The 12157-nt window shown below is 44.0% G+C and carries 12 protein-coding genes; 8 read left to right on the forward strand and 4 right to left on the reverse strand.

Annotated elements, in window-relative coordinates:
* Positions 1-258 precede the first annotated feature (258 nt).
* Together Q9R46_RS09800 and Q9R46_RS09805 are read left to right on the forward strand one after the other, a co-directional pair.
* The gene (locus tag Q9R46_RS09800; protein WP_311279872.1) at positions 259-1917 is read left to right on the forward strand and encodes a glycoside hydrolase family 43 protein; all 1659 of its coding nucleotides are present in this window, start codon (positions 259-261) and stop codon (positions 1915-1917) included.
* Between the two features lie 21 nt (positions 1918-1938).
* The gene (locus Q9R46_RS09805) at positions 1939-3183 is read left to right on the forward strand and encodes an MFS transporter (RefSeq protein ID WP_311279873.1); all 1245 of its coding nucleotides are present in this window, start codon (positions 1939-1941) and stop codon (positions 3181-3183) included.
* Positions 3184-3254: 71 nt separating this feature from the next.
* On the opposite strand, the gene arr is transcribed toward Q9R46_RS09805, so the two are convergent.
* Positions 3255-3671 (reverse strand): NAD(+)--rifampin ADP-ribosyltransferase, encoded by a 417-nt coding sequence (arr, locus tag Q9R46_RS09810; protein ID WP_311279874.1) that lies wholly within the window; start codon positions 3669-3671, stop codon positions 3255-3257.
* 236 nt (positions 3672-3907) lie between these two features.
* Entirely contained in the window at positions 3908-4795 is an 888-nt protein-coding gene (locus Q9R46_RS09815) for a LysR family transcriptional regulator (protein ID WP_311279875.1), read from the reverse strand.
* A gap of 165 nt (positions 4796-4960) precedes the next feature.
* Here Q9R46_RS09815 and Q9R46_RS09820 point away from each other — a divergent pair, with 165 nt between their 5' ends.
* Both Q9R46_RS09820 and Q9R46_RS09825 read left to right on the forward strand, forming a co-directional pair.
* Positions 4961-5707, forward strand: coding sequence for an acetoacetate decarboxylase (locus tag Q9R46_RS09820; protein WP_311279876.1), 747 nt, complete (start codon positions 4961-4963; stop codon positions 5705-5707).
* Between the two features lie 13 nt (positions 5708-5720).
* Positions 5721-6758 carry a ketopantoate reductase family protein gene (locus tag Q9R46_RS09825; RefSeq protein ID WP_311279877.1) on the forward strand — a complete coding sequence of 346 codons (1038 nt, stop codon included), beginning with the start codon at positions 5721-5723 and terminating at the stop codon, positions 6756-6758.
* A gap of 171 nt (positions 6759-6929) precedes the next feature.
* Here Q9R46_RS09825 and Q9R46_RS09830 read toward each other — a convergent pair whose 3' ends face one another.
* The gene (locus tag Q9R46_RS09830) at positions 6930-7571 is read right to left on the reverse strand and encodes a TetR/AcrR family transcriptional regulator (RefSeq protein WP_311279878.1); all 642 of its coding nucleotides are present in this window, start codon (positions 7569-7571) and stop codon (positions 6930-6932) included.
* Positions 7564-8766 (reverse strand): MFS transporter, encoded by a 1203-nt coding sequence (locus Q9R46_RS09835; RefSeq protein ID WP_311279879.1) that lies wholly within the window; start codon positions 8764-8766, stop codon positions 7564-7566. The genes Q9R46_RS09830 and Q9R46_RS09835 overlap by 8 nt, the downstream gene beginning before the upstream one ends.
* A gap of 138 nt (positions 8767-8904) precedes the next feature.
* Here Q9R46_RS09835 and Q9R46_RS09840 point away from each other — a divergent pair, with 138 nt between their 5' ends.
* The 4 genes from Q9R46_RS09840 (at position 8905) to Q9R46_RS09855 (ending at position 12091) form a co-directional block, all read left to right on the forward strand.
* Positions 8905-9645 (forward strand): class I SAM-dependent methyltransferase, encoded by a 741-nt coding sequence (locus Q9R46_RS09840; RefSeq protein WP_311279880.1) that lies wholly within the window; start codon positions 8905-8907, stop codon positions 9643-9645.
* 63 nt (positions 9646-9708) lie between these two features.
* Entirely contained in the window at positions 9709-9897 is a 189-nt protein-coding gene (locus Q9R46_RS09845) for a hypothetical protein (RefSeq protein WP_145330878.1), read from the forward strand.
* A 248-nt stretch (positions 9898-10145) separates the two neighbouring features.
* Positions 10146-10847: a response regulator transcription factor gene (locus Q9R46_RS09850; protein ID WP_311279881.1), complete on the forward strand. Its 702-nt coding sequence runs from the start codon at positions 10146-10148 to the stop codon at positions 10845-10847.
* On the forward strand, positions 10847-12091 hold the full coding sequence (locus Q9R46_RS09855) for a HAMP domain-containing sensor histidine kinase (protein ID WP_311279882.1): 1245 nt from the start codon (positions 10847-10849) through the stop codon (positions 12089-12091). The genes Q9R46_RS09850 and Q9R46_RS09855 overlap by 1 nt, the downstream gene beginning before the upstream one ends.
* Positions 12092-12157: the final 66 nt, after the last annotated feature.

A 12157-nucleotide genomic window follows, 5' to 3' on the forward strand; every position in this document is an offset into this window, starting at 1 on the left:
TGATCGATTTATTGAGCTTATAATACGTATCAGGTGATGAGAAACCGCTTTCCTGACGGGGAATGCTCTTCATTGAACGAATGCCTCTGTTATTATAGCCAAAGCTGTGATCGTGATCAATGAACATAAATTTTGAGATTGTAGCAGAAATGGGTAAACTCACATGTCAGGAAAAAGAAAGCGCTTATTTGGAATCGCTCCAGTTAGAACAAGGTATGAAAGCATAATCGCAATTTTACATCTGAAAGGAGAATGAATATGAATCGTATTATCAATCCAGTCATACCGGGTATGGCACCTGATCCGTCCATGATTCGTGTCGGTGAAATGTATTATATCGCAACCTCTACTTTTCATTGGAATCCTGGAATTCAACTGTTTCAATCCCGTGATCTGGCGAATTGGGAGCAGATCGGATCAGCTTTGAACAAAGGTGAGATCAATCTGCGCGGAACCAATACACCAGCGGGAATCTGGGCTCCACATCTGTCTTACGATACTGCCAGTCAGAAATATTGGTTAACCTTTTCCCATATGGTCAATATGGCTGGTAGAGAATTTAACGCCGACTCTTATATTATGTGGGCAGAAGATATTACAGGTCCTTGGTCAGAACCGATTTATCTCACTTCCATTGGATTTGATCCTGCTCTTTATCACGATGATGACGGTAAACATTATGTTGCCATACTGGAATGGGAGACCCGTACGGGGTATCAGGCTCCAGGGCATATTGTGATCGCTGAACTGGATATGGAGAGCGGAAAAATTATCGGTACATGGCACCGGGTAACGCAAGGTTTCACGACACGTGGATGTGCAGAAGCACCTCAACTATACAAACGTAATGGATACTATTACTTGCTTCTGGCAGCTGGTGGAACAGGTTATGCGCATGGTGTCGAGATTGGCCGCTCGAAGCATGTCTTTGGTCCTTATGAGCCGCATCCATCTGGAGAGCCAATCATCACTTCTTCGCCGCGGCATTTATTCTCACTCGGTGATCCGGATGCAGGACATTTTGAAATGTACAATCCGAATTCCATTATGCAAAAAGCAGGTCACGGCTCATTAGTGGAAACGCATACCGGCGAGTGGTACATCGCGCATTTAATGTCGCGTCCATTAGGGGATAAACTTCTCAATCCGCTAGGGCGAGAAACTTCCATTCAGAAGATGCAGTGGACAGAGGATGGATGGCTACAGATGAAGGACCGCTCTAATGTGGCGAAGATGGAAACCGAAGGCATGACAGGTTTATCGAGTGCAGGCTCCGTGTCCCATGATGTGTTCGACGATTTTGAGCAGGAGAAACTAGGGCTACATTTTATGACACCTTATCGAGAGCAGCAAGAGGGATGGGTCAATGCAACCGAACGTCCCGGTCATTTGAGGATATACGGACAAAATTCCTTGTTTTCACAAGTCAATCCATCCATTATGGCGACACGAGCCACATCTTTCAAGTATGAGTTAAAGACGCATGTTCAGTTTCATGCAGATCACTATTCCGAAACGGCCGGCATGGGACTTTATTATGATTCGAATAACTGGTTATACGTCCATCTGACCTATTCCGAAAGGACTGAGGGAATGATGCTCACGGTACTTCAGGCAAAGCTTGGTGAGCGTATCGAGTATGTGCATCATCAAGTACTTGTGCCTGAACAACAGGCAGAACTTAAACTGGTTTACAATGAAGGTTTTGCAGACATTTCATATCGTTTTGAAGAGCAGATGGAGTGGAAAATACTGCTGAAAGCAATCGATGTATCCTATTTGTCGGATGAAGGCGTTAATGGTGAGCCCGGAGAAATCGGTGGATTTACAGGATTATTTAATTTTATCGGCTCTGTGGATGCCCACCAGCATGATTCATTTGCAGATTTTAAATATTATTCCGTTCAAAATGAATAGCAACTAGAGAGGAAGTAGGACATGAATACCCGAACAATCCCGCTAAAACGTTTGATTCCAGGTTTAATCATTGGACCAGCCACTTGGCTGGGACCATACATTGCGATGTCTAGTTTATTTTTGCCGGCCCTGATCCAGCATCTGGATGCGGTGAATAAAATTAATATTTTAGCCCTTTTCTCAGCGCTCGGCATGATTGTGGCTGCTATATCCAACATGGCAGCCGGTTATTTGTCAGATCGTACAAGATCGCGTTTTGGAAAGAGAACTCCTTGGCTCGTTGCTGGATCATTTGTATTTATGTTAGCCATGATCTTTGCCTCCATGAGTCCAAACGTACCTGTTTTACTCCTTAGCTGGATGATTGGCCAAGTAGCATTGAACTTTATTGTAGCACCGATGGTTGCTTGGATAGATCTGGCTCCAGAAGGTGGAAGAGGCTCCGCGTCATCTGCATACGGTGGGCTTGGTATGGCTTTGGGTAATAACGGATTCACCATTCTGGCCGCTTTCTTTTTGGGTCAATTTCGATTAGGTTTTATCATTTTTGGCATCATCACATTTGTGGGTACGCTTATTGCAGCTTTGATTGTCCGTGAGCCATCCAATCTGCATGAAACAACGGATAGAGAGGATTCATCTACTCGTCAGAAACTGTCCTTGAAAGAGGCGATGGCCGTTTTTCCAAAATGGTCTGTTGGCCGAGACTATTACTTGGCTCTCATCGGCAAGTTATCCCAAGGGATCGGAAACTTTGCCATTACAGGGTATCTTCTGTTTATCATGACAGACTTTCTTCAGAAAGATAACTCATCCACACAACAGTCCATTCAGTTGATCAATATTATTATGTTGATTTTCGGAATACTGATGGGATTTGTCGCAGGACCGCTATCGGACAAGTTTAACGTGTTAAAGTATCCTGTCGGTCTGTCTACCATATCTTTGGGTATTGGTGCACTGTGTTTGTACTTTTTGCAAAACGACACGGGAATTATTATCTATGCCTTTTTGGCTGGTTTAGGGATGGGAATATGGAACTCCTTGGACAACTTGTTGAACCTCAACGTTATTCCTGACAAAAACCGTGTTGGTTTGTTTCTGGGTATTTACAATCTAGGTAATACGTTGACACAGGCCATTGCGCCAGTAATCGCAGCGTTTTTAATCTCACAGATCGGGTTCTCGTCTATATTTATGATGTCATTTGTACTGTCTATCTTTGGAGGAATCTGTATTCTGATGATCAAGTCAGTATCCAGATAAGTCTTGAAGTTTCATACTATCGAATGAACTTCGTTAGCAAGGCATCTCAATTCGATTTGGTACCTTAAAAATCAATCATAGATCACATTTTTACCTTCATCACTTAACTTTTTCAGAGATGAAGTCATATGATCAATTTCTTCATCCGTGTGTCGTTCCCATGAACCTAATTCAGCGACAATTTTTAGTGGGGATTTGGATCGATAGGAGCGGGTCGGGTTTCCAGGGAATCTTTTATCCGTTACGTTGGGATCATTTTCGAAATCTCCTAAGGGTTCTACGATGTAAATTCGTTCTTTTGAATCAGATCGTGCTAATTCAGCACCCCATTTGGCGGCATTTAAGGTTCCAGTGAAGTAGATGTGATTCGACTTTTTGTCTTGATAATTGGATAAGTATTGGGGCTCCAATAAATCGCCAATCTTTAGTTTTGCTTTGGTACCGTGAAAGAAAGGACCCGGATCTAAGACTATTTTATTGTCATCCATATGGATACACCTCAACTTTTTAGATTTGTATTTAGAAGTATAGTGCAGGCGCTGGTGAAAAAACAGTCTGTTATCCAATGTTTTAAAACGTTATAATTAGAGTAGAGAGAAGAGGATCGGGCAGATCAGACCATGAATTGTTACATTGAAATTCGTAAGCCGCTAACGTAGCGGCTTTTTTGTTTTTAACATGAAGCTGTAGAAGCTGGTTACTACTTCATGTTCAAGTAGCTTCTTTATTCAAACTTGAACATCGAACGATTGGATACATAATACGAGGTAATAAAGTCACGGAATTGCGCGAGGGATGCCGAGAGCTTGCGATGTTTTAGCCATGACAAGCTGATTGGATAGACCGCGGCTACATCAGCAATGGAGACATAGTGCAGTCCAAGATTACGGCAGACGGAGATTGGCAGTAATGCCACACCCCGATCCAGCCTAATAATCTCAACTAATGTATGGGAATCGACCTCAAATGCCAGATGCGGATGAAAACCAGCTTTTTCACATAACATGGTGGTAAAACGGCGATATTCTTCGTTATTTGCGAGCGCGAGAAAAGGTTCGTCGGCAACGACATCCAATGTAATTTGTTTTTCTCTACCGTAAACGTGGGTGGAAGGAAGGACAAGCACAATCTGCTCCTCAACCAGCACCACGCTTTCAATCTCCTCATCCAGAATGGGGTGGCCCGTGATACCCAGATCAATATCTCCTTTTTTCAGCTGCGTAATAATTTCGACACGACTTGCAATACCTTGATGAAGCTGTGAATCGGGGAAAACTTCGATATACTCACGTATCAAACCTGATAGAAATCTTGAATTGGAGATGGAGATCCGTATCAACCTCGACAGTTCATCCTCTTTTTCCGTAATGGCCAGCTTGGCATTCTCCAGCTCAACAAAAATGTGGTTCACATGTTTCAGCAAAATTTCTCCAGCGGCATTCAGCTCAATGTTTCTGCCTTTGCGATGAAAGAGAGAAGTACCCATTTCGTCCTCCAGCCGTTTGATCGTAAGACTTAACGAAGGCTGAGCGATATTTAACTGAGCAGCAGCTTTGGAGATATGTTCTGTATACGCTACGGTTTGAAAATATTTCAATTGAAGAAGCTCCATTAGTATGCACTCCTTATTTGTTTCAATAAATATATATAGTACTTATTATGTATTATATTAAATTTAAAGAAAGATGTAGACTTTATTTATAAGTCAATCAACAAATTCAAATTATCAGTTAAAGCAATAATCTAATAACCCGATGCAAAGGCAGGTGTCTTTTTCATGAAAATCGATGTGCACAATATTGCTAAAAACCTGAACACGCCTTTAACAGCCCCGGCATACCCAATGCCACCTTATAAATTCGTGAATCGCGAGTATCTAAACATTATCTACCGAACGGATGAGCAGGCTCTGCGGGCAGCTGTTCCTGAGCCATTGCAAATCACCGAACCCTTGGTGAAATTCGAAGTGATGTGGATGCCGGACGTCTCCGGACTTGGCGCATACACAGAAGCTGGACAGGTCATTCCCGTGCAGTTCAATGGGGAAGACGGGGATTATGTGCATTCGATGTACGTGGATAACTTCCCCGCCATCGCAAGTGGCCGAGAGTTAACGGCTTATCCCAAAAAGCTCGGTGCCCCCAAACTGTACACGGACTCCGATACCCTCGTGGGCACGCTGGACTATGGATCACTGCGCGTAGCCACAGCAACGATGGGTTTCAAACATGTGGAGATGGATAAAGAGCTTGCCAAAAAAGAAATCTGCCGTCCCAACTTTATGATCAAAATCGCCACGGATTATACCGGGAATCTGCGGATCTGCGACCTGATACGTACCCAGATTACCGACATCGAGGTGAAGGAAGCGTGGACAGGCCCGGCTCGGCTACAACTTTTTGAGCATGCGCTTGCGCCTTTGGCTGATTTGCCGGTGCTTGAAGTGGTGTCCGCTTCCCACATCCTGACGAACTTAACTTTGAATGCAGCACAACCTGTATATAACTATCTGGAAGAAAAATAAGGAGGCAACACATATGAGAATTGCAATTGTAGGTGCAGGTTCACTTGGAACCATCGTTGGTGCTTATCTGGCAGATGGCGGAATGGATGTGGAGTTAATTGATGCATATCAGGAACATGTCGATGTGCTTAATCAGACAGGAGCAAAAGTAACAGGAACGACCGAGTTTCAGGCCAAAGTAAAAGCCATCACCCCTGAACAAAAGTCAGGGCAATATGATCTTGTGCTGTTGTTAACAAAACAACTGTTCAATGAATCGGTGCTGAAAGAATTGCTTCCATACCTGCATGAAGACAGTGTCGTATGTTCTCTGCAAAACGGAATTCCGGAAGAGAACGTGGCATCTATAGTTGGGGAGCACCGGGTTATCGCGGGTTCCGTTGAGTTTGGTGCTACATTCATGGAACCCGGCGTATCCAGTCTGACCACGGCGTATCCTCAATTCAAGCAGTACGCATTCCAGATCGGGGAATTGAATGGAGAGACAACCGAGCGAATTCAGCGTGTAAAAGAAGTACTTGATCTCGTTGGAGGTACACATATCTCGAATAATCTGGTAGGCACGAAATGGTCAAAACTGCTAATCAACAATGCTTTTAGCGGTTTATCTGCTGCACTGAACGGCACGTATGGAGATATTCTGGATCATGAAGCGGGCATTCGAAGTGCGGTTCATATCATTGACGAAACGATCAAGGTCGGACATGCGAACGGTGTTTCTTTTGTCACGATGAACGGATTCGATATGGCTTCATTGGAGCTACAGAGCGAAAAGGAAGTCCCCGCACGTATTGAAACGTTACGCCATGTAATGGAACCTTCCAGATTGCTTAAAGCGAGCATGTTGCAGGATCTGGAGAAACAACGTAAAACGGAAATTCACTATATCAACGGTGTAGTTTCGAGCAAGGCTAAAGGTACCGGGATTTCAACACCGTATAATGATACGGTCGTTCAACTGGTCGAAGCCGCAGAAGAAGCACAGAACGTACCTGAGTTTGCAACTAACATGCATGCGTTTGAGCAGCTTTTGAATATGTCACAGGTGTAAAACTTGAAGCTTGATGTAATCACAAATTCATAACAAAAAATGCAAACAAAGAAGCCTTTCCTTCCGCACGAGTACAATGAACCATACGTGTGAGGGAGGGCTTCTTTTATTTTGTGAAGTTTAGCTAAAGGGTCCCTATTCAAACAGGTTACTTTGCTTAAGGAATCCAACCTATGCCTTGTCCTCATTGCCTGCATAATGCAACAGCATATCAACCAACTGCTTTGTCATCTGATCATCCAGTTGATGAAGTTCATGTGAGCGCTGTGTAAACATCTTCTGCAGCATACCCATCATCACCGTAAATATGAACTGCGCCAGCTTAAGCGGAGGGGTAGCATTGCGGATGCTGCCGTCGGCTATACCTGAGTTTAATGCATCAAGCAGGAAGTGATTCTCTTTACCGTTTTGAATAAACCGTTCATAGGTATCTTTCAGTTCTTGCTGAAAATGGACTAGCTCATAATTGATATCAAATAATTGAATAAAACGAATATGGTCCGGATTTTCCTTAGCAAAAGAAACCCATGCGTTCAGCATTGTTGCAAGCTGTTCACGGCCACTACCACTTGGGCTTGCAGCCTGCTCTACGTGCTGGGTCATGGATTCAACCAACTGCATCTGAATGGTGAGCAGCAGCTCATCGATCGATTGAAAATGTTTATAGAAGGTCACTCGGCTTAGATTCGCTTCAGCACAAATGTCCTTAATCTTCACTTGAAGCAGACCGTGTTTTAGAAAAAGCTGCTTACCCGCTTCGATCAGTTCATCCCGATTCTGATTTTTTAACTGCTGGTGCCAATTCTCATTCATTTGCATATCGGTTTCCTTTCCTGGAACGTTGTGCGCTCATCGTAAGTGATAATGCTGCCAGTAACATAAAAGCACCAAAAATATACGGAAAGTTTACGTTTTTGTCAAACAGTATACCTGCGACAAGCGGGCCGAAGACGGTACCTAAGCTGGAATACGTTGTATTCAGGCCTGATGCATAACCTTGCCGATCCCCGGCACTTTTGGATATCAGGGAGCTGACGGTTGGTCGCAGGAATGCATTAAATGCAAAATAGAGCGCCGATGCAAATAAAAGAAATACCAGATTAACCTTGATTAACATGAGCAAGAGAGCAATCGGGGTCATGATTAAGGACAGACGGATGAGCTTGATTTCGCCCAAGCGTTTCACAAAAAAGTCCAGTAACCAGATCTGAATGACTATGCCGATAATCGCTCCCATGGTGATGATAACCGAGATGGTTGAAGCATTAAAGCCATATTTGTATTTGGCAAACAGCGAGAAGACTGTCTCATAACTCATCAGACCAAAGGTCATCACAAGAATAATCAACAAGTATCCAAAATAAGGAACCTTGAACGAACTCCAGATTTGCTCGCCCATGGTGAACCCTTTTTTCTTCGACGTTGAGATCGTTCTTTTTTCAGGTGGAAGAGTCTCTGGCAAGAGAAGGGTAAGCATAGCCGCAACCAGACCCAAACCGGAAGCGACGAAATACGGCATACGCACACCCATCTCGGCAATAAAACCGCCAAGACCTGGCCCAAGCACCATACCCAGGTTCATCGATGCACCGAAATACCCCATCCCCTTGGCACGGGTTTCCGGGGTTGTAATATCTGCGACATAAGCCAGATTGGCCGGAACCATCAGACCTAGACTGATTCCCCCGATGAAACGAGCGATATAGAGCAGAGGTAGAGATGTGGATACCGCAAAAATAAGATCTGATACGACAACCAGAAACATGCCTGCCATAATCAGCTTTTTACGTCCGAAACGGTCAGCCCATTGTCCTCCAAGCGGAGAAAACAGAAACTGGGCTGCGCCAAAGGCCGCGACCAAAAATCCGGCAACGGTGCCTCCTGCATGGAACAGCTTAAGGTACTCCGGTAATATCGGAATCAGCATCCCTTGTCCGAGCAGAGCAATAAACAGATTTAACATCAGAATAAACATCGGAAAGCGGGTAGATTGTGTCATCGAACTCATACGTTTACATTTCTCCTTATCCATCACGCACAGATCTTTATGGTTAACACATAGTTAATCTTTACTCAATGTAAACCATTATAGTGTGTTATAATTCCTGTTGTAAATACATTTTTGATGGAAAAAGGGTGAGACGTATTGATTGATCACAACAATCAGGAAGAGTATCGGGACCCGAGGAATTATGATCTGGAATTTGGCGGCGAGACGGACAAATACGAATTTTTTCTTCAACTTGCCAAGAAAAATCCGGGACATGTGCTGGAGCTTGCTTGTGGTACAGGATTAGCCACACTTTATTTAGCTGAAAGAGGAGTTCAAATTAGCGGTGTAGATATCGTAGAACCTATGCTTGCGTATGCGAGAGCCAAAGCGAAGGATCTACCGGTTGCTTTTATCGAAGCAGATGCGCGTACGTTTGAATCCGATCAGCACTTCTCCATGATTTTTCTGACAGGAAATGCATTTCAGGCTTTTCTGAGCGATGAGGATCAGCAGGCATTGCTGCAAACGGCGTATAAGCATTTAGAGCCTGGTGGCATATTCGCATTTGAAATGCGCAATCCGGACGGCAATGATTTATCGGATGAGAAAGAAGAGCACTGGGGCACATTCATCGATGTGGATGGCGTGACCGTCAACGTATCTGGTAGCCAGATATATGATGACGAGAATCAGATTATGCACTGGACGACCATCCGTGACTGGGGGTATCGTCAAACTACGTCACGCATTGCTTGTCGATTCACAGATGTGCAGACACTGCAGCAGCTGCTGGAAAAGCAAGGTTTTACCATAGAGAGACAGTATGCGAACTGGGATCAAACGCCGTTTCAACCCTCAAGTCCAATGGTAATTAGTGTATGTAAGAAAGGCTAAGCATGTATTAATATGATTGAAATGAAGGATTGAAATTACATAAGTAGAAAGGAGAATATTGATATGACAACAACGTCTAGAACTTGTAACGATTGCGGAGGTACATCTTTTGTGGAGGCAACCGACTTTATTAATTTGCGGCCTTTAGATAAAAAAATGTCACTTGGTTCTGAACGTGTATATACGATCTGTCTGAACTGTGGTGAAGTTGTTTCCATTAAGGTGAAGAATCCGGAGAAGTTGATGAAATAAAGTAGTTCTCGGGAGTGATTACAAAAGGAATTCCAGCACCATTAGCACGTCACGTCTTAACCGTTGTATCATTTTTCATCACAGGCAACCGATATAATCGGTTGTCTTTTTTTTTCCGCCAGCATCAGAACCTGTTCATACAACAAACGGCAAACGAGCCCCGCTTGTATTACAAATGTTACATTTAGTAGAATGATGAAGCACATACACTTGGATTTAAGAGGTAACGCTAGAATAGGGGTGCAGTAATGAATCGCATTTTGCTTGTTGAAGATGATGAAAATTTTGTATTTGGAATAGAATATACGTTAACCAATGAAGGATATGAGGTCACTCATGTTGGAACCTTGAAGGAAGCTCGCGATGCTCTTATGCAGAACGAGATAGAACTTATTTTGCTCGATATTAATTTGCCTGACGGAACGGGATATGAACTATGCAAGGAGATTCGTGGGGAATCACAGGTACCGATCATTTTTCTCACCGCGCTGGATGAAGAAATGAATGTGGTCGCGGGACTTGATCTGGGTGCGGATGATTATATGACCAAGCCGATTCGTACCAAGGAGCTACTTTCCAGAATCAAGGCTGTTTTACGGCGTCATTCCCGCCCTGAACAGCATTCGAACATATGGAAATCCGACGACTTTGAAGTTCGCGTGCTGGAAGGTGTTGTTTTCAAAAACAAAAATGAAGTTCCGCTGACAACGCTAGAGTTCCGGCTGCTTCTTATGTTAATGTCCCATCCCAAACAGATATGCAGCAGATCATCAATCCTTGAGAAGTTATGGGATGTCTCTGGTGAATTCATTGATGATAATACGTTGTCTGTACATATACGCCGATTAAGGGAAAAGGTGGAGGAAACACCCGCCGCGCCTAAGTATATTGTTACGATTCGTGGGGTTGGTTACAAATGGAACGCCGAAACGATAGGAGCATACCGCTGATGAACGAAGTCATCCGTAATCCGGAGTGGAAATCTGTTTTCACCAAATTCATCCTTGTTCAATTAGGCTTGGCCGTTCTCATTTACGTTGTGATCAACCAGCAGATACAAAGCATTAATGAAACGGTTGTGAACCAGCACGCGGCCTTTGTCGGACAAGTGTTAAGTAAACAGCCACAGCTCGAAGCTCAGCTCATTCATACGATCACTCAAGGAACAGACCAACAGGATCTCAAGCTAGGTAAACAAATATTGTCTCAATACGGGTATACAGAGCATATGAGCATTCAGGATCAGCCTGTCCTGTCGGGAACAGCATTGCCCGGGAATACGGCATTGATCTTTTTCCTATGTGGTATCCCGGTTTTGATGCTTATATTTTGGGAGTACCGCAAGCTATTTTCCAGAATTCGCCGTGTTACACATGCAGCGGAGCAGGTGGTGGAGGGTCAATTCAATACCTTGCTGCCTGAGAGCAAAGAAGGAGATTTTAGCGCGCTTGGTCATAGCTTTAACATGATGGCAGGCAGACTAAACCATAGTGTAGATCAGCTGAAGCAGGAGAAAACATTTCTAAGCCATCTGCTGACCGATATATCACATCAACTCAAAACACCGCTCGCATCCCTGCTTGTATTCAATGAAAATATGCTGCATGACCCACACATGAAAAAAGAGGTCCGTACCACTTTTCTGGAACGAAGCAGACAACAGATTGAACGCATGGAATGGCTGATTATCAGCTTGTTGAAGCTGGCGAGAGTGGAAGCTGGAGCTATCGTTTTTCAACTGCAAAGCATTAGACCCAAAGACATTATTGAATCCACTGTACAGACCTTGCAACCTTTGGCGGAGCAGAAGAAACAGACGATTATCGTTCAAGGCGGCGAGGGCATGCTGTTGCATGCAGATGAAGAATGGTTAACCGAGGCGGTTATTAATCTGACGAAAAATGCACTGGAGCACTCTCCCGTATCAGGCAATGTGTACATTACGATGGAGGACGAGGGTTTGTTTCACTCGATTATCATCCGGGATGAAGGGGAAGGGATCAGGCCGGAACAGATTCCCCATGTATTCACGCGTTTTTACCTGGGCAGAAGTAATGCTAAACCTCACAGCACCGGGGTAGGCTTGTCTCTCACCAAGTCAATTATTGAAGGTTTGGGTGGAACGATCTCGGTATCAAGCGAACCTGGAGAGGGAGCCGAATTCCGAATTACTTTCATGAAAACAGTGTATTGAGAGGAAGCTTACAATAACGTAAGCTTCCTCTTCACTTTAACGTAAGCTTCCGAGCCTATAATAACC

This window comes from Paenibacillus sp. RRE4, from assembly GCF_031844205.1.
Taxonomy (GTDB): domain Bacteria; phylum Bacillota; class Bacilli; order Paenibacillales; family Paenibacillaceae; genus Paenibacillus; species Paenibacillus xylanexedens_B.

Excerpts from the sequence above, each read along its gene's own strand:
- Q9R46_RS09800 (WP_311279872.1), top strand. The coding sequence starts at position 259 with ATGAATCGTATTATCAATCCAGTCATACCGGGTATGGCACCTGATCCG.
- Q9R46_RS09805 (WP_311279873.1), top strand. The coding sequence starts at position 1,939 with ATGAATACCCGAACAATCCCGCTAAAACGTTTGATTCCAGGTTTAATC.
- arr (WP_311279874.1), bottom strand. The coding sequence starts at position 3,671 with ATGGATGACAATAAAATAGTCTTAGATCCGGGTCCTTTCTTTCACGGT.
- Q9R46_RS09815 (WP_311279875.1), bottom strand. The coding sequence starts at position 4,795 with ATGGAGCTTCTTCAATTGAAATATTTTCAAACCGTAGCGTATACAGAA.
- Q9R46_RS09820 (WP_311279876.1), top strand. The coding sequence starts at position 4,961 with ATGAAAATCGATGTGCACAATATTGCTAAAAACCTGAACACGCCTTTA.
- Q9R46_RS09825 (WP_311279877.1), top strand. The coding sequence starts at position 5,721 with ATGAGAATTGCAATTGTAGGTGCAGGTTCACTTGGAACCATCGTTGGT.
- Q9R46_RS09830 (WP_311279878.1), bottom strand. The coding sequence starts at position 7,571 with ATGAATGAGAATTGGCACCAGCAGTTAAAAAATCAGAATCGGGATGAA.
- Q9R46_RS09835 (WP_311279879.1), bottom strand. The coding sequence starts at position 8,766 with ATGAGTTCGATGACACAATCTACCCGCTTTCCGATGTTTATTCTGATG.
- Q9R46_RS09845 (WP_145330878.1), top strand. The coding sequence starts at position 9,709 with ATGACAACAACGTCTAGAACTTGTAACGATTGCGGAGGTACATCTTTT.
- Q9R46_RS09850 (WP_311279881.1), top strand. The coding sequence starts at position 10,146 with ATGAATCGCATTTTGCTTGTTGAAGATGATGAAAATTTTGTATTTGGA.
- Q9R46_RS09855 (WP_311279882.1), top strand. The coding sequence starts at position 10,847 with ATGAACGAAGTCATCCGTAATCCGGAGTGGAAATCTGTTTTCACCAAA.